Raw genomic sequence first — 16,868 nt, forward strand, 5'->3', positions numbered from 1 at the left:
GGGCGGGGCCCGGGCGGAACGATGGAAGTTCCTACGCTCGCCATCGACTGCCCCGAGGGACTCCCGCCCGCTCATGACATCTTCCCCGATAAAGGGTGCTGCCCGCACCCGGTACCTGCTCGATCTGCTGTCCCAGGTCCCTGACCCGCGTAAACGGCGAGGCCGGCGGCACCAGCTGGCCGGGCTGCTGGCCGTCGGGGCCGCGGCGGTGATCGCGGGCTCGAGGTCGTTCGCCGCGATCGGGCAGTGGGCCGCGGACGCCGGCCCGGACGTGCTGGCCGCGCTCGGCGCGGACCGCGGCCCGGCGGACGAGTCCACCTACCGGCGCGCGTTCGCCCTGGTCAGCGCGGACGTCCTGGACCAGGTTCTCGGTGCCTGGCTGTTCACCAGGGCCGTGCGGGCCGCCGGGCGGCTGGTGATCGCGGTCGACGGCAAGGCCGTACGGGGCGCGAAAGGCAAGGACGGGAAGGCCCCGCACCTGGTCGCAGCCCTCGCGCACGGCATCGGCGCGGTCCTCGGCCAGGTCGCCGTGAACGCGAAGAGCAACGAGATCCCCGCGGTCCGGGACCTGCTGGCCGCGTTCGCCGACCTGGCCGGGGCAGTCATCACCCTGGACGCGCTGCACACCCAGCACGACACCGCGCAGCTCATCCTCAGCCGGCACGCGGACTACGCGATGACCGTCAAGGGCAACATGCCCACCCTGTTCCGGCAGCTCAAGAAGCTGCCCTGGCCCAAGGTCCCCTCCGTTTCCACCGTGACGAAGGACCACGGCCGACGCGCCCGCCGCACCGTCAAGGTCATCCTGGCGCCCGCCTGGATCGAGTTCGAGGGAGCCGCCCAGGTCGCGCAGCTGCGCCGCACCGTCACGAAAAAGGGCAAGAAGACCGTCGAGGTCGTCTACCTCATCACCAGCGACCGCAGGGCCGATCCCGCCACCCTGGCCGCCTGGGTCAAAGGCCACTGGGAAATCGAGAACAAGCTCCACTGGGTCCGCGACGTCACCTACCAGGAGGACAAGTCCCTGGTCAGGACCGGGAACGCGCCCCGCGTCATGGCGTCCCTGCGCAGCCTGGCCGTCAGCCTCCTGCGACTGGGCGGGCACGACAACATCGCCGCCGCCAACCGCCACCACGCCCGCGATCCCCAGCGGACGCTCAAGCTACTTCAAGCTGCGTGAATGCGACTTTGCCGTGTCCCTGAGTTCCGGAGCGTCTCGGGATTAATGCCCAGCCGCTCGCCGACACGGGCAATCGAGCCGCGCTGATCCCCAGACTGCGCCCGCAGCTCGAAGACCATCGCCCCTGCACGTTCCTGCAGCTCGGCGGGGTGCAGCGTGCATTGGTTGGCCTCCGGGAGTCTCAGGCGCGGCGCGACGGCGTGCTCAGCCGCAGAAGCCCACGCATGAACGCGAGCTAGCCCAGGAGAACCGTAAGGACGGCACGGGCTCCCTGCCGCAGGAGCGGAGGGTCCGGCAGCCTAAACCAGGCGCTCGTCCTACTGCTGCCCTTTGATGACCATTCGGGACCCTCGTTGCCCTCTCTGGGCCGTTCGCTGTGGCACGTAGGGTGCACGACTATTGGCTGTTCGCGATTTCTTCGTCCTCCCTCTGTTGGTCAGAGAACTCCGTACACGGTGACCTCTAGGCGCTCGCTCTCGTTCCAGGAAGAGTGCGGAGAGCGGGCCGAGGCGGGGAAGCCTGACCGAACCGGATCCGGGGGACGGCGCTCACCCGTGCCATGCCCACGACGCGGACTCCGGTCCTTGCATCCCCCGCGAAAACCAAGGCGTCCAACAAGGCCGGAGCGGCCGACGACGATATGCGTGACATTGAGGAGATCTCCGCAAACGCGGTGTCTAACTTGACAAGTTGCAGGCCAACTTGGCTCAGGTCATGTGTGTTGTGCTACGGATCTGCGAGGGTTCTGAGTCCCTCCGACACGTCGGGCATGGCATCGAAGCTTTGCTGATGAGTTAGCCGCTAACGTTGTCATTCCTGGTAGACGAGAGGAACATGTTAGAGGAGTTCGTCTTCCCGATGGGGGTGTAGCAGCCTTGAGTGAGCTTGAGGTACTCGCCGCTAGACGGATACGTATGCTTCGCATCGCCCGAGGTTGGACCGCCCTCGGACTCTCACTTGAATACGAGAAGATAGGGGTTGGGCCACGGATCGAGCGCACCGCGATCGCTAAGATTGAGAACGGCCGTCGGATGATAAAGGCGGGAGAGGTTGAAGGAATATCCAGAGTCTTCGGCCTTAGAGCTTCCGATCTGCTGGCGCCAGATGGTCCCAGAGTATTTTTGAGCTATGCTGATGTAGATCGAAATGGGGAAGAGGTCGCGACTTGGCTGAGTGGGCGTGGCTTCCAAGTTGGACGAAGGCAGGAATCTGAACGCGAAGGATTTTCTTCTGCGGAGCCGGATGAGATCAATAGCGTGCAGGCGTTTGTCGCATTGTTTTCTCCGCGCTACTTCTCTTCGCCCCTTTGCCGTGAAGAGCTGGATCTGGCAATGAAACGCAAGCATCGATTGCAGGTGGCAGGTGTTGCCACTGAATTCATCTATGTCATGCGGATGGCAGAAACGCACGAGTTGGATGTGTCGGATCTTGAATCGTATCCCGTGACGGATCTCACGCTTGTCAGCGGCAGGAATGAAGAAGCGACACTTAGCAACCTGGGCAGCAAGCTCATGATGAGCGCTCGGATGCCTTCCGCATCGCGCGAGCGACGCTGATCTGGATTGACGTGCTAATACATCAAACTGGCGACTAAGGCTCTGACAGGTCGAGGTCATCTGTCTCGGCCTCCTAGCTCAAGGCCGTTCGCTACCGCACTCCAAGCGAGTGATACATGGGTAGGCGCGCAAAGGCGGACCTAGTGACTCCCAGTGCATCACTGCCCAGCAGAGCGTAAGTTGAGCTCAAATAGCTCAACTTGAGAGTATTTTTTTTGGAGAGGGGCGGCGGTAGAGCCAGATTTTTTGGAGGCCGGTAGAGCCAGGTAGGCGGCTAGACCTGTGGCAACGGCGGCGGCGGCGAGTATCACCCAGACAACTTCGCCGTGAGAGAGTCCGACGAGCGCGGCGAAGGCAGCGCCGACTGCGGCAAGCAGTCCTACCACGCTCCGGGCCATCGGCTCTCCCTTGCAACAACCCGAGTCAAAGCCGCATCCATGCTTGTCAACCATGCTACTACAGGCAAGCGTTCCCTTAATGGCCTTGTACGGCGGGTCGTGATAGCCGCAAGCACTCTGGCCGGCGCCATGGCGACTAGGCCAGTGCTCCGGCATTAGAGCAGAATGTCAGCGTCGGGTCCTCCGTCTTGCGGTGACCATACGCTCAACTGTTGAGTTATCAAGGTTCAAGCGCGCAACGGCGCTGGCCTCGCTAACGCCGTGCTAACCACGGCCTTGGACGCAGAAGGACGCCCTTGGACACCTTGAGTGTCGAGCACTGCACATAGCCTGCTGAAGCAGCCGGTTATGGACTGGCGTGGACCTGCAAAGCCTCCTGAAAAGCGGAAGGTCGGCGGTTCGACCCCGCCCCTGACCACATCTCTGACAGCAGCAGAAACGCTGCTTTACCTGCGGAAACCCACCTGGTTATCGTCTTGGTGGTCATGCCCGTCCGCAATGCTTCAAGCCATCTCGCGACCGCTGCTGTCCGCTCCCTGTGGCACGCGAGATAGGAGTGACGGACGCTAGCGGATACGCATCCTTTGACACTTCGCTGGCTTTCCCGTCCACTTTCTTCGCTCCCCCCACCAGTCAGGGACACGGCAAAGTCGCATTCACGCAGCTTGAAGTAGCTTGAGCGTCCGCTGGGGACCGCGGGCGTGGTGGCGGTTGGCGGCGGCGATGTTGTCGTGCCCGCCCAGCCGCAGGAGGCTGACGGCCAGGCTGCGCAGGGACGCCATGACGCGGGGCGCGTTCCCGGTCCTGACCAGGGACTTGTCCTCCTGGTAGGTGACGTCGCGGACCCAGTGGAGCTTGTTCTCGATTTCCCAGTGGCCTTTGACCCAGGCGGCCAGGGTGGCGGGATCGGCCCTGCGGTCGCTGGTGATGAGGTAGACGACCTCGACGGTCTTCTTGCCCTTTTTCGTGACGGTGCGGCGCAGCTGCGCGACCTGGGCGGCTCCCTCGAACTCGATCCAGGCGGGCGCCAGGATGACCTTGACGGTGCGGCGGGCGCGTCGGCCGTGGTCCTTCGTCACGGTGGAAACGGAGGGGACCTTGGGCCAGGGCAGCTTCTTGAGCTGCCGGAACAGGGTGGGCATGTTGCCCTTGACGGTCATCGCGTAGTCCGCGTGCCGGGCGAGGATGAGCTGGGCGGTGTCGTGCTGCGTGTGCAGCGCGTCCAGGGTGATGACCGCCCCGGCCAGGTCGGCGAACGCGGCCAGCAGGTCCCGGACCGCGGGGATCTCGTTGCTCTTCGCGTTCACGGCGACCTGGCCGAGGACCGCGCCGATGCCGTGCGCGAGGGCTGCGACCAGGTGCGGGGCCTTCCCGTCCTTGCCTTTCGCGCCCCGCACGGCCTTGCCGTCGACCGCGATCACCAGCCGCCCGGCGGCCCGCACGGCCCTGGTGAACAGCCAGGCACCGAGAACCTGGTCCAGGACGTCCGCGCTGACCAGGGCGAACGCACGCCGGTAGGTGGACTCGTCCGCCGGGCCGCGGTCCGCGCCGAGCGCGGCCAGCACGTCCGGGCCGGCGTCCGCGGCCCACTGCCCGATCGCGGCGAACGACCTCGAGCCCGCGATCACCGCCGCGGCCCCGACGGCCAGCAGCCCGGCCAGCTGATGCCGCCGGCCTCGCCGTTTACGCGGGTCAGGGACCTGGGACAGCAGATCGAGCAGGTACCGGGTGCGGGCAGCACCCTTTATCGGGGAAGATGTCATGAGCGGGCGGGAGTCCCTCGGGGCAGTCGATGGCGAGCGTAGGAACTTCCATCGTTCCGCCCGGGCCCCGCCCGCCTCCCGCAGACACGCCGGGCACATCAGCCCCAATCACGACATCGCACGTCACAGCCCCACATCACGACTTTGCCGTGTCCCTGCCCCACCAGTAGCGGCGAAGTGTCATGCGGTATCGACGGCATCTGGGTCACCTACGACTACGTGCCCCCGGTCGTCACCGGCATCAGTCCCGCCGCCGGGCTGGCCGCGGGCGGCACGAAAGTGACGATTGCCGGCACCGGGTTCACGCATTCGACGGATGTGACGTTCGGCCCCGCAGACTCGACCTATTCGTTCACCGTCAACTCAGCCACATCCATCACCGTGGTCACGCCGCCAGGCAGCGGGACACAAGACGTTCAGGTGTATACCCCCTGGGGAGGCAGCGCCGCTGACCCGGCTGACAAGTTCACCTACCAGCCGTGACCATCAGCTCAGGCGCGAACTCTCTGGGCTACGACACAACACAGCTCTAGAGGGCGTGTTCGCGTCGGACGGGGGCAGTTTGAGCGGGCGAGTCACCACGAACCCGTTCGGGATGATGATTTTGGGCTTCCCGGCAGGCGGCACGGCGACTATGGCTGGCGGAGGTGCGGCCAGGCGGCGGCGGTCATCGTCCATCTTCCGCCGACACCCGATCGGCTGTCATCGCGGACAACCAGCCCCTGTTGCTGGAGGGCCTCAAGTTCCTGCAGGAAGGTTCCATTGCCTGGGCCGTGCCTGGAACTAACGGTCAGGTCGATATGCCTGGCGTACCAGTTCCCGCCCCCCCGGCGACGACTGCCAGGAGCTTTACCTGCCGATCGGAAAGGGGATATCGCTCACGGCGCCGGTCTGCCGTGGTAGCGCTGACCGTCGGTCAGCTGACCGATGTCTCCCGGTGAGAGATGCGGAAGTGTTGGCGGTGTGTCGGCGACGGTCCAATACTGACCCTGTAGCGACGGTTGTGAGCTTGCCCCCGTTTCCCGGACACCTGACCTGAGATGGCCTCGGCCATCAGGAAGGATGTCCCCATGCCCGCACCGCACCCTCCGGAGTTCCGCCAGCGCGCCGTCGAGCTCGCCCGCCAGGGCACCGCACCGATCGCCAAGACCGCGAAAGACCTCGGCATCAGCGAATCGTGCCTGCGGAACTGGCTCGCCCAGGCCGACGCCGACGAAAGCAGCAGCCCGCTAAAGCCAACCAGCGCGGAAAAGAAAGAGATCGCAGAGCTGCGCCGGAAAAACCGGCAGCTTGAGATGGAAAACGACATCCTCAAGCGCGCCGCCGCTTACTTTGCCAGGGAAAGCGTCCTCCCAAAGTAACCTTCCGGCTGGTCCGAGAGCTGGCCGATACCGGAATCCCGGTCGCGGCGGCCTGCCGGGTACTGAACGTGTCCACGTCCGGCTATTACGAATGGCTCGGAAAGCCGGAATCGCCGAGAAACGCGAGGAACAGGGAGCTTGCGAAGATGATCGCGGCGGTTCACGAGGAATCGCGCGGCACTTACGGGTGGCCGCGGGTGCACGCCGAGCTGGTCCTGGGCCTGGGCGAGACGGTGAACCGCAAGCGGGTCGCCCGGCTGATGCGCGAAGCCGGCCTGCAGGGCGTCCACCGGCGCAAAGGCCGGAAGAACCTGGTCAACGCCGCGACCGAGGAAGACCTGGTGCACCGGCAGTTCGCGGTCGTCGAGCTCGACCAGCTCTGGCTGACCGACATCACCGAGCACCCGACAGCCGAGGGAAAGGTGTACTGCGCGGCGGTCATGGACGCCTGCTCGCGACGGATCATCGGCTGGTCAATTGACGTCAGCCAGAAATCGGAGCTGGTCATCGACGCGATCGGCATGGCTATCCTCCGGCGCCGCCCGGAGTCAAGCAAAACGATCCTGCATTCCGACCACGGAACGCAGTACACGTCCTGGGCTTTCGGGAAAAGGCTCCGCGACGCGGGGCTGCTCGGCTCGATGGGAACGGTCGGGGACTGCTACGACAACTCGATGATGGAATCGTTCTGGGGCACCATGCAGATAGAACTTCTTGACCGGAAGGCATGGAAATCCAGGAAAGAGCTAGCGAACGCGATATTCGAATGGATAGAATGCTGGTATAACCCCGCGCGAAGGCATTCCAGCCTCGGGATGCTCAGCCCAGCCGACTTCGAGACACGACTCAGGCCGCCAGACCACGGCGCCTGACCCCACACCCGAAGTGTCCGGCGAACGGGGGCAAGGTCAGTTGAAAGTTAACCCCCTCTGGGGATCTCCTGGCTCGGTGGTGAGCCGGGGGGAGAGAGGGTGCTCACAGTGGAGGACTGGGCTGAGATTCGCAGGCTGCACCGGGCGGAGGGGATGCCGGTTAAGGCGATCGCCCGGACGCTGGGGATCTCGAGGAATACGGTGCGGTCGGCGGTTGCGAGCGACGGGCCGCCTAGGTACCAGCGGGCTCCGGCGGGGTCGGCGGTCGATGCGTTCGAGCCGCGGATCCGGGAGCTTTTGCGGGCCTATCCCACGATGCCGGCGACGGTGATCGCGGAGCGGGTCGGGTGGGAGCGGGGCCTGACGGTGCTGAAGGACCGGGTGCGGGAGCTGCGGCCGGCTTACCTGCCGCCGGACCCGGCCAGCCGTACGGCCTATGATCCCGGCGAGCTGGCGCAGAACGATTTCTGGTTCCCGCCGGTGACGGTGCCGGCCGGGTTCGGGCAGGAGCGCGGTGCGACGCGGCTGCCGGTGCTGACGATGGTCAGCGGCTACTCGCGGTGGCTGTCGGCGGTCCTGGTTCCCTCGCGGCATGCGGAAGACCTGTTCGCGGGCTGGTGGCAGCTGATCTCCCGGCTCGGCGGGGTGCACCAGGTGATCACCGACCCGGAGCACAAGGCCGCCGCGGCCGCGCTGCGCCGGCAGCGGGTCGGGATGCTGCGCCCCGTCGGGGCCGAGCCGGAGGTCGAGCAGCGGCTCTTGAGCGTCTACGACGCGCTGGCCGGCGGCGACGGCGAAGGAGCAGCCTGATGACCGGCCAGACCGCGAAGAAGAAGACGCGTGACCTCGATGCCGAGATCGCGTTCCTGGCCCGGGCGCTGAAGGCGCCCGCGCTAAGGGATTCCGCCGAGCGCCTGGCCGCCCGCGCCCGGGAGGAGTCCTGGACCCATGAGGAGTTCCTCATCGCCTGCCTGCAGCGCGAAGTGGCGGCCCGCGACGCCCACGGCGGCGAGGGCCGCATCCGCGCCGCCCGGTTCCCCGCCCGCAAGAGCCTGGAGGAGTTCGACTTCGACCACGCCCGCGGCCTCAAGCGCGACACCGTCGCCCACCTGGGCACCCTGGACTTCATCGCCGAGAAGGGCAACGTCGTGTTCCTCGGGCCGCCCGGAACGGGCAAGACCCACCTGGCGACCGGCATCGCGATCCGGGCCTGCCAGGCCGGGCACCGCGTCCAGTTCGCCACCGCGTCGCAGTGGGTCGACCGGCTCGCCGCCGCCCACGCAGCGGGGAAGCTGTCGCCGCGGGTCGTATGTGCCCATAGTCGCGATCGAATTGATCAACGGCCGCCTCGAGCAGCTGCGCGGCTCTGCCTTATCTTGGGCAACCTCACCCGCTACATCGCCTGGTCCTTCCTGGAAGCCCGGGCGGCTTCAGGCTCCGGCCACGTCCCGCGGGTTGACGGTGGTACTTTCACCGACATGGCAGCGAAGGTAAAGGAACAGAACCTCGCCGTGTTCGGAGAGAGCGGCAGCGGCAAGACCGTCTTGCTCTCGTCGTTCTACGGTGCGTCACAGGAACCGTCGTTCCTCGCGGAAAGTCTCTACAAGGTGCTCGCTGACGACACCGGCCAGGGCACGCGCTTGCGCCAGAACTATCTGCGGATGCGCAACCAGGCTAAAGCCCCCGAGGCCAATCGCTTCGCCGCGACGCCCTATTCCTTCACGCTGAAGGTGAAGGAGCCCGGCGGCGGTAAGGCGGCCAAGGCAAAGCCCTTCAACGCGCTGCGTCTCATCTGGCACGACTATCCGGGTGAGTGGTTCACGGAAGAGCCCAGCAGTACCGAGGAGGCAACGCGCCGGGTGGCGACCTTCACCAGACTCCTGAAGTCCGATGTGGCCCTGGTCCTTGTCGACGGACAGAAACTGCTCGACTACGCGGGTGAGGAGGAGAAGTACCTCAAGTCGCTGCTATGGGGCCTTCGCGGCGGCCTCGAAAAGCTCAGGGACGACATCCTCACGGACGGCGAACCGCTGAGGGAGTTTCCCCGCATCTGGATTCTCGCGCTGTCGAAGGCAGACTTGCACCCGGGCCTGAACGCGAAAGGGTTCCAGGACCTCATCGTCGAGAAGGCCGCTGGCGATGTCTCTGCGCTGCACGACGCACTTAAGACGTTTGTTCAGGTGCCCGAGGCGCTGTCCTTGGGCGAGGATTTCATGCTGCTGTCGTCGGCCAGGTTCGAGCCCGGCAAGATCGAGGTCACCGAACGTGTCGGTCTCGACCTCATCCTGCCGGTGGCCACCATGCTCCCTTTCGAGAGGCTCGCCCAGTGGGCCGGCAGGTTCGCCATCCCGCTCAAGGTCCTGGGCGGGCTGGTGGACCACGCCGACGCGCTAGCGGGGCTACTTACCGGTGCCGGCGCGGATGCCGCCGCAAAGTTCCTGGCCAAGATTCCGAAGGTTGTCCCGGTCCTCGCCCCCATCGCTATCCCTGGGCTGGCAGAGGCGGTCAAGCTCGGCAAGTCGAAACTGGAGGAGGTCCACGCCCAAGCGCTGGCAGACCGAGACTTCCTGACTGCGGTCGTGACGCAGTTCAGGCTCGACCTTGACCAGGGCGTGGAGGACCACCTTTTCGTCAAGAGTCTCTGGTGAACCTGGTCTGGGCTACACGCGGACGCACGTGGGGCTTCCGCTTCCTGCTCGACGGGGGATACTCCGACCCGCTCCCGATCTACGAGCGCGCCTTCGGGGGAACCGATGGCGAATCGACGACATGCCGACGCGTCGGAGGCCCTGTCGCTCTGCGATTCCCTGACCCCCAAGGACGCCGGGACGCAGCGGGGCGCATGATCCCTCATGACTTTGTCGTCCTGCCACCCATGGCAGACGAGATCCACTCCGTCGAGGACGGTCAGCGGCTTATCTGGCCGTCTCTCGCCGATGCTTTCGCCCGTCTGTGGGACCTGCCTGAGCCGCCCTCACCAGACGAAGTCACGAAGGCCTTCGGGGCCGAGTGACTCATCCTGCGGAAGACCGAAGCTGACGAGGTTAACTCCGCCCAGCCCTTTCAGTTTTGCCATACCCGCCGCGCCTGATCGATGCTCCTATGTCTGTCAAGGGTTCACGTGGCTGAACATTTCATCTGGTGAGCGACCGGTCTGCTGGGTGCGGACAAGACAGGGAGGGGCCGCTCCGAGGCGGAGGGCAGGCTCTTATGAGGTCACGCGGCCAGCAGGCCGGGGGCGGGGTCCGGGGACGGCCGACGGATCGTTCGAAGGCCAGCACGGGTGCGGCAGCCGATTAGCGGGTCAGGCCGTCCCCGGGGTCTGGGGGCTAGGCGGCGCGGAGGTGGCGGTAGACCTCGCGGGCGACGTAGCGCTTGAGGCAGCGGATGATCTCCTTCTTCGACAGGCCTTCGGCGGTCCGCCGCTCGACGTAGGCGCGGGTGGCGGGGTGGCGGCCCATCCGGGTGATCACGATCCGCCACAGGGCGTGGTTGGCCTCGCGGTTGCCGCCGGGGTTGAGCCGGCGGCGGGTGACCTTTCCCGACGATGCCGGGATCGGGGCGACCGCGCACAGGTGCGCCCAGGCGGCCTCCGAGCGCAGCCGCTCCGGGTGGTCACCGGCGGCGATCAGCAGCAGCGCGGCGGTGTCGGGGCCGATGCCGTAGACGGCGAGCAGGCCGGGGGCGCGGGCGGTGACGAGGGGGACGATGAGCTCGTCGAGCCGCCCGGTCTGCCCGTCGAGGAACTCCGCGCGGCGGCCCAGTTCCCGCAGCGCGATGCGGGTGGCGTAGCCGACGGTGCTGCCGGGCCGGGGACGCAGTGATGCCAGCCCGGCGACCAGGGCGGCTGGCGTGTGCCCGGTGAACCGGGCCCGCAGGTCATCGGGGCCGGTCAGGACGAGTGCCCTGGCCTGGTTGATGGTCTGGGTCCGCTCATTGCGGGCGCTGCGCTTGGCGACCATCAGGGCACGGATCGCCTCCACTGCGCCGTCGCGGCCCTTGGGCGCGCCGCGGGCCCTGCCGGACTGGGCCGCGCGGGCGGCGCTGACCGCGTCCAGCGGGTCGGACTTGCCCTGCCTGCGCCGGTCCTGGCGGTCGGAGCGGTCTACCTCGACGACCCGGATCCCGGCCGCGGTGACGTGGCGGGCCAGGCCGGCGCCGTAGCTGCCGGTGCCCTCGATCCCGACCAGGGCGACGGTCCCGAACCCGCCCAGCCAGCTCAGCAGGCGGGCGTACCCGCCCGTCGTGGCCGGGAACTCCTGCACGCCGAGCAGCCCGCCGATCGGGTCGAGCGCGGCGGCCACGTGCGTGTCGGCGTGGGTGTCCACGCCGCCGGTAATGGCGCGGCGGTCTTCTACGATGGTCATGCCATCCCTGTTTCTCTGGTTGAAAGGGGTGGCACGCACCTGCCGGCCGTCGGACCCTGTGAACCCCGGCCTCTCGCGAAGGACGGGCAGATCAGACCGGCAGTGCCGGTGGGTGCCACAAGAACCTGGGCCCGGCCGACGAATCGTTAGCAGGACAGCCCAAAAGGGCGTCAGCCGATTAGCGGGTCAGGCCGGACCCAGGCTCCCGACCCTACGCCCGAACCACCGCAAAACCACGGAAGCAGAGCCGGAGCCGGAAGCACTATCCACAGTCTCCCTGCCGATTAGGTGCCATGAAGCCTTGCCGCGACTGGTGTCCTCTTGCGGACACAGATCGCCCGGTTCTCTGCGGATAATGAAGCGAAGGGTTCGCCACTCGCGTACAGCCAGGAGGCGGCGGTGTACTTCTCCGAACCTGAGTTGAGGACGCGCGTTCCACGACGAACGCTGGTACCTCCGTTAGCATTACGGCAAAGTTCGTGGCGTTCAGCCGCCAAACCAGCGTGCTGCATGAGCCGGGGGCATCCGGCAAAGTCGATTCCGCCCTCAAACTTGCACGGAGAGCTGGCCGCAGAACCTGGCACAGGCTAGACGACGTGAACGGCCCCATGAGCGTGTTTGACATCGAGGTCAACGACCTGCACGTCGGAGTCATGCCGTTCGCCTACTTCGGCTGCTACGGCGAGGGCCCTCGCGGCCGCAGAGGGCTAGTGCGCGCATTCTGGGCGCAGACGCTGGTACCTGCGCGCCGAAGTCACGCCGCCAGCTCGTCAAGAGAACTCATACTCCTCGGCTCGCTCAACAGGCTTACAGATGGGCCATGGAACGGCGAAGACGAAGCCGTGCTCAAGATCGGCCACGATTATCCGTCTGACCCCTCGGTGCTATCGAGGCTGGTGCGCACGGAATTGCAGTTGGAAGATGTGTCGGTGCAGAACCACATCGAGAGCGTGGACAGGTTTGAAGCACTCGAACCCGGCTGCTACGCCAGATTCGCCTCTGCGCAGACTGCGCGAGCTCGGAAGGCTCTAGCCTCCGGCATTCAGCGCTGAAGGCGAGCTGGCGGGTTTGACGGTATTCCGGTAGGCGTGAGCTTGAGTTTTAACAAGCGGAGGGTCTACGGATGGCGCACCTTATGGGTGCGGGGCGATCCGGTGTCACGAGAGAGAGAAGGGACGGCCGCGAAGCGGCCGTCCCTTCCTGGCTTTACAAGCGAAGAGCGCCCTGTGCCTGGGAGATTACGGGTCACCACAACCATGCAATCGTCAAGCCTGGAGCGCTCTTCGCCATGCAGCTTAACGGGTGGGACCATGCCCTGAAGGTCACCGCGGACGGGAAGGGGCTCGTCGGCCACGCCGGCGCGATCCTGCTCCGCAAGGCTGCCGACCAGCTCGGCCTTACCGCCGGACTGTCCGCAGCCCTGCTGAAGAAGGGCACGTCGCCGCTGCTGGACCGGGGGACGGTGCTCGCGTCGCTGGCCGTCGCGATCGCGCTGGGCGCCACGTCCATGAGCGACATCGCCCTGCTCGCGCACCTGTCCCCGGTCTTGGGGGCCGCCCCGAGCGGGCCGACGGTCCGCCGTGCCCTCGACCTGGCCGGGTCCCCGCGGATGCTGGACCGGGTCGCCCGGGCGAGGGCGAAGGCCAGGGAGCATGCCTGGAAGCTGATCGAGGAGACGCCGGCCGGGTTCCCCTGGCTCGCCGTCGCCGGCAAGGCGCTCACGGGCTGGCTGGTCATCGACATGGACGCGACCCTCGTCACCGCCAGCTCCGACAAGGAAGGAGCAGCGCCCACGTGGAAGATGGGATACGGCTTCCACCCGCTCGCGGCCTGGTGCGCGAACACCCGCGAGTGCCTGAGCATGCTGCTGCGGCCCGGCAACGCGGGGTCAAACACGTTCACCGACCACAAGGAGGTGCTGGCGGCGGCCCTGAGAGGCGTACCGGCCCGGTTCAGGCGCAGGACCCTGGTCCGCGTCGACGGGGCCGGCGCCAGCCACGATCTCATCGGCCACCTGCTGTCCCTCTCCTCTCCGAGGAGGAAGGTGCTGTTCACCTGCGGCTGGACCATCATGCCCGCCGACGAGGACGCTATTCGGCAGCTCCCCGCCGCCGCGTGGAAGCCGGGGATCACGCAGGACGGCGAGGCAGAGCAGGACAAGGACGTCGCGGAGATCACCGGCCTGACGGCCCGCGCCGGGAACTGGCCAGACGGGCTCCGCTGGATCGCCCGGAGGGTGAAGCCCTCCCGCCGTCACCTGCGCAACCTCACCGACTACGAGAGAAAGACCGGCTGGAAGTACTCCATCACCTGCACGAACATCCCCGACGACGGCATCAGCGGCGTCCCCGGCAGCCACCACGCCCAGTACATCGACGTCCTGCACCGCGAGCACGCCGTCGTCGAAACCAGCGGCGTCCGCACCGCCAAGGCCATGGGACTGCGGAACCTGCCCTCCAAGACCTGGCAGGTCAACGCCGGCTGGGTCCTGGCCGCGAACATCGCCGCCGACCTCACGGCATGGGCCCGCCTCCTCGGACTGCACGACAGCGAGCTCCGCGACGCGACCCCGGACACCCTCCGCTACCGGATCTGGCACCTGCCAGCCCGCCTGGCCCGCCACGCCCGGCAGCGCACCCTCGCCATCAGCACCGACTGGCCATGGAAAGACGCATTCCTCGCCTGCTGGCAGCGGCTCTGCGCCCTGCCAGCACCCGCCTGACCAGCACGAGCAACCCCAGCGACAGGAAGGAGGACCACCCCCGGCGCGGTCGGAGCCGGTGCGCACCCGGGCACACCGGGCGCACCACGTACCGCCCGCCCCCAGGACAAACAGACATGAAGTCGAAAAACAGGCTCCAGCACGATCAGTAACCAGACCTCAAACCGCCTGAACGATTGAGGCTAGTCCGGGATGAAGGGTTCGTCACGCACTGGGAACGAAGGCCGCCGCTGAGCCGCGCGCGAGTAGTCGCGATCACCCACGATATAAGCAATTCCTCACAGCACACTGGCGCACAGGGCACTGTGCTTGCACGGCCAATCTTGATACGCGATCTAAGTTCCTAAATAATCGCTCGATCCCTATACGCCCACTTGCACCGACGGCAGCCCTCTACGGAGCCTTCAGCCACTGCGGCAAGCGACTCCCGGAGGCGCTGTGCACGTGGCTGGCCGACGTGGAGTTTGAGCACCGATAGGCTAATACACGTGGCAGATGAGGATGGCCGTGCCGGACGTTCGGGGGCTTGGGGCGTCGCGACGGCAGTCTGCTGTGGAGGTGCCATCTACGTTTCGCAGTTGGCCACCACGCCCCACTCAGGCTTTCCTCTCTGGCCGACGTATGTGCTCGGTGTTCTGACTGTCCTTGGCTTGTATCTATGCTTCGCCACCGTGTGGAGGTGGTGGCCGACCAGTCCAGCGGTTGGCGGGTCGATTGCTGATGGCATCGAGTCGGCACCCGGAGGCAGTGAGCAGCGCACCGCCAGGGTAAAGGTTCCAGCAAGCGCTACGGCTGAGGGTTCCGCTACTAGCGCCGTGTCGGCGAGTCTGCCTCCGCGACCGGTCCGCGTCAGACTGATGCCCGACCTGGACCTCGTCACCAACCGCTTGTTCTTGGGCGTGCTAAACCAGGGCGGTTCGGGCTCCTTCCGTGCTGAGGTAGTTGATGCGCACGACCAAGACGGCAATTGCGTTGGCCTCTTGTCCTGGCCCATCCCCTGGACAGACGGCGGTTCGGTGGGCGCTCAAGAGATACCGAGGGGCGAAACTCGATTGCTCGACTTCGCCCACTTCGACCTCGCGGGCCTTAAGAAGGATCTGGAGGGAGGGAACGGGGCCGACGGCGATTACTGGCTCTTTCCGTCGCTGCCGCACTCCGTCACGGTCGGGTACTCAGCGGTTCGCGAGTGGTTGCAACTGGAGCATCAATACTTCCTGATTACCGTGCGGGTTACCAGGAGTGATCCGCCTGAATTCGGTGAAATCCAGTTCAAGATCGGGATTGAGGGAACGCGGCCATATTGTCGGGAGCTGCCCAGGAAAAACCGTTAGCGGCAGACCGACGCCGACGAGCCAAAAGGCTTATGCCGAACCGGTCCCGCTGTTAAATGCATCTCAAACTGCTAGCGCACATTGGCGGCAGCGGTGCAGGTCAAGGCATATATACGGGCGGTAGGTTGCTCGTGTCAGGCAGGCCCATGCTCGGTTTGCATACGCCGAGTTCGGTCAGGTGCCGCCTAGCGTCGACTAGCTTAATGGCCTTCATCCCCGCTAGTGACCGGCTGACTGTACTGGCATTGTCACTGCCGGGCCGGATGACATTGATGGCAATTCCGTCGAAGCGGGGGGAGGCGATGTGGTGGCCTTAACCAGGAGCGAATCTCCAGCTCCCACCCGGAAGGGCCAATCTAACCGGCAAGCTCAAGCGCATATTGTTTGTTCTCGCCTGGCTCAACTGAGGTCCGCCGGGGACGTCGCGCCTACGCATAGCGGCGGTTCCGGCGTTAGACCGTAAGCGTCTCGGCCACCGGCTGAACTCCCCTTCAAGACCCGGTCGGGTGTCAGCGGTACTGGCGGTGCTGTGCTTGAAGAAGACGATGGCGCAGGTCGTCTGGAAGGCTGACGACGCGGACCTCGATGCGGTTGTCCTGGAGGGCGCGAGAGGCCCACGACCTCGCGCCGGGCAGGAACCGCGCTGCGGCCAGCGGGTCGCTCAAGCACAAGATAAGCTGCGGCCGCGGGTAGACGGTGGTGCCGATCCAGGCCAGCTTGAAGGCATCGGCCAGGACCTTGTGCTTTTGCGCGCTCTTGGGCGGCCCCTGGTGCGCCCAGCACTCGGCCAGGACCGTGCGGCCGGCGTCGGCGCCGTCGACTTCGACCCGCTCCCCGGACGGAACGGTGATGGTGTCAGGATTGAGTTCGCGGCCCAGTTGCGCGCCGAGGAGGTCCAGCATCACCCGTTCCGCGCCGCGCTGCTCAGCGGAATCGCCGGCTGGCACAGCCCCGGCCGAGGTGACAGCGGGACCGGCGGGCGCGCCTACCCCGGCAGCAGCCGTGCCCGCCAGGCTTGGGGTGCTTGTCGGTTCCCGGCTCGGTTCCCCGAGCCACTCGTTGACGATCTTGCCGTGAGGACCGGGCTCGCGCCGCACCATCCCGGCGCGCTCCAGGGCCCGGCAGACCTGGTTCACCCGCTGCCGCGGCGAGATGCCCGTGCGCGCGGCGAGCTGGTCATCATCGAGAGGCTGCGAGCTGACCCGGATCGCCGCCACGATGAGGTCGCGATGACTGTCGGCAGACATGCCTGAATTATGCTCCGGCACCAGGCCGGACGCCCGTAATAGACCGACTTGCCCTGCACGACCCAGTCAGT

Annotated in this window: 12 protein-coding genes and 1 pseudogene; 10 read left to right on the top strand and 3 right to left on the bottom strand. The window is 66.4% G+C overall.

Translation table 11 applies throughout. From position 1 onward, the window contains the following. Nucleotides 1–73 precede the first annotated feature (73 nt). On the top strand, nucleotides 74–1,180 hold the full coding sequence (locus EAS64_RS38710; RefSeq protein WP_222849933.1) for an ISAs1 family transposase: 1,107 nt from the start codon (nucleotides 74–76) through the stop codon (nucleotides 1,178–1,180). Nucleotides 1,181–2,094: 914 nt separating this feature from the next. Continuing rightward, nucleotides 2,095–2,736, top strand: a complete 642-nt coding sequence (locus EAS64_RS38715; protein ID WP_145861525.1) for a TIR domain-containing protein — start codon at nucleotides 2,095–2,097, stop codon at nucleotides 2,734–2,736. A gap of 1,054 nt (nucleotides 2,737–3,790) precedes the next feature. Here the strand turns inward: EAS64_RS38715 and EAS64_RS38720 are convergent. Next, the gene (locus tag EAS64_RS38720; RefSeq protein WP_222849934.1) at nucleotides 3,791–4,897 is read right to left on the bottom strand and encodes an ISAs1 family transposase; all 1,107 of its coding nucleotides are present in this window, start codon (nucleotides 4,895–4,897) and stop codon (nucleotides 3,791–3,793) included. A gap of 177 nt (nucleotides 4,898–5,074) precedes the next feature. Here EAS64_RS38720 and EAS64_RS38725 point away from each other — a divergent pair, with 177 nt between their 5' ends. The 5 genes and pseudogenes from EAS64_RS38725 (at nucleotide 5,075) to EAS64_RS45295 (ending at nucleotide 10,143) form a co-directional block, all read left to right on the top strand. Continuing rightward, nucleotides 5,075–5,380, top strand: coding sequence for an IPT/TIG domain-containing protein (locus EAS64_RS38725; protein WP_222849935.1), 306 nt, complete (start codon nucleotides 5,075–5,077; stop codon nucleotides 5,378–5,380). 587 nt (nucleotides 5,381–5,967) lie between these two features. Beyond that, nucleotides 5,968–7,130, top strand: a protein-coding gene (locus tag EAS64_RS38730; protein ID WP_439333592.1) for an IS3 family transposase whose coding sequence is annotated in 2 segments (ribosomal slippage) — nucleotides 5,968–6,256 and nucleotides 6,256–7,130 — 1,164 coding nt in all. Because the reading frame shifts where the segments join, the coding sequence is not laid out codon by codon here. Nucleotides 7,131–7,229: 99 nt separating this feature from the next. Next, nucleotides 7,230–7,790: pseudogene (locus EAS64_RS38735) on the top strand (helix-turn-helix domain-containing protein); the annotation flags it as partial. A gap of 149 nt (nucleotides 7,791–7,939) precedes the next feature. Then, complete coding sequence (locus tag EAS64_RS47005) at nucleotides 7,940–9,778, top strand: ATP-binding protein (protein WP_222849936.1); 1,839 nt, start codon at nucleotides 7,940–7,942, stop codon at nucleotides 9,776–9,778. 227 nt (nucleotides 9,779–10,005) lie between these two features. Next, nucleotides 10,006–10,143: a hypothetical protein gene (locus tag EAS64_RS45295; protein ID WP_222849937.1), complete on the top strand. Its 138-nt coding sequence runs from the start codon at nucleotides 10,006–10,008 to the stop codon at nucleotides 10,141–10,143. A gap of 316 nt (nucleotides 10,144–10,459) precedes the next feature. On the opposite strand, the gene EAS64_RS38755 is transcribed toward EAS64_RS45295, so the two are convergent. After that, nucleotides 10,460–11,497: an IS110 family RNA-guided transposase gene (locus tag EAS64_RS38755; RefSeq protein WP_145861531.1), complete on the bottom strand. Its 1,038-nt coding sequence runs from the start codon at nucleotides 11,495–11,497 to the stop codon at nucleotides 10,460–10,462. Nucleotides 11,498–12,093: 596 nt separating this feature from the next. Between EAS64_RS38755 and EAS64_RS38760 the strand changes: the two genes are divergently transcribed. The 3 genes from EAS64_RS38760 (at nucleotide 12,094) to EAS64_RS38770 (ending at nucleotide 15,550) form a co-directional block, all read left to right on the top strand. Beyond that, nucleotides 12,094–12,549, top strand: a complete 456-nt coding sequence (locus EAS64_RS38760) for a hypothetical protein (protein WP_145861533.1) — start codon at nucleotides 12,094–12,096, stop codon at nucleotides 12,547–12,549. Between the two features lie 236 nt (nucleotides 12,550–12,785). Next, nucleotides 12,786–14,219 carry an IS1380 family transposase gene (locus tag EAS64_RS38765; protein WP_145861536.1) on the top strand — a complete coding sequence of 478 codons (1,434 nt, stop codon included), beginning with the start codon at nucleotides 12,786–12,788 and terminating at the stop codon, nucleotides 14,217–14,219. Between the two features lie 857 nt (nucleotides 14,220–15,076). Continuing rightward, nucleotides 15,077–15,550 carry a hypothetical protein gene (locus tag EAS64_RS38770; protein ID WP_145861537.1) on the top strand — a complete coding sequence of 158 codons (474 nt, stop codon included), beginning with the start codon at nucleotides 15,077–15,079 and terminating at the stop codon, nucleotides 15,548–15,550. A gap of 509 nt (nucleotides 15,551–16,059) precedes the next feature. On the opposite strand, the gene EAS64_RS38775 is transcribed toward EAS64_RS38770, so the two are convergent. After that, nucleotides 16,060–16,797 carry a helix-turn-helix domain-containing protein gene (locus tag EAS64_RS38775; protein WP_145861538.1) on the bottom strand — a complete coding sequence of 246 codons (738 nt, stop codon included), beginning with the start codon at nucleotides 16,795–16,797 and terminating at the stop codon, nucleotides 16,060–16,062. Nucleotides 16,798–16,868 lie beyond the last annotated feature (71 nt).

This window comes from Trebonia kvetii, assembly GCF_007827045.1.
Lineage (GTDB): Bacteria > Actinomycetota > Actinomycetes > Streptosporangiales > Streptosporangiaceae > Trebonia > Trebonia kvetii.

What these genes read in the sequence shown, in the direction of transcription:
- EAS64_RS38710 (WP_222849933.1), top strand. Translation starts at nt 74, where the DNA reads ATGACATCTTCCCCGATAAAGGGTGCTGCCCGCACCCGGTACCTGCTC.
- EAS64_RS38715 (WP_145861525.1), top strand. Translation starts at nt 2,095, where the DNA reads ATGCTTCGCATCGCCCGAGGTTGGACCGCCCTCGGACTCTCACTTGAA.
- EAS64_RS38720 (WP_222849934.1), bottom strand. Translation starts at nt 4,897, where the DNA reads ATGACATCTTCCCCGATAAAGGGTGCTGCCCGCACCCGGTACCTGCTC.
- EAS64_RS47005 (WP_222849936.1), top strand. Translation starts at nt 7,940, where the DNA reads ATGACCGGCCAGACCGCGAAGAAGAAGACGCGTGACCTCGATGCCGAG.
- EAS64_RS45295 (WP_222849937.1), top strand. Translation starts at nt 10,006, where the DNA reads ATGGCAGACGAGATCCACTCCGTCGAGGACGGTCAGCGGCTTATCTGG.
- EAS64_RS38755 (WP_145861531.1), bottom strand. Translation starts at nt 11,497, where the DNA reads ATGACCATCGTAGAAGACCGCCGCGCCATTACCGGCGGCGTGGACACC.
- EAS64_RS38765 (WP_145861536.1), top strand. Translation starts at nt 12,786, where the DNA reads ATGCAGCTTAACGGGTGGGACCATGCCCTGAAGGTCACCGCGGACGGG.
- EAS64_RS38770 (WP_145861537.1), top strand. Translation starts at nt 15,077, where the DNA reads ATGCCCGACCTGGACCTCGTCACCAACCGCTTGTTCTTGGGCGTGCTA.
- EAS64_RS38775 (WP_145861538.1), bottom strand. Translation starts at nt 16,797, where the DNA reads ATGTCTGCCGACAGTCATCGCGACCTCATCGTGGCGGCGATCCGGGTC.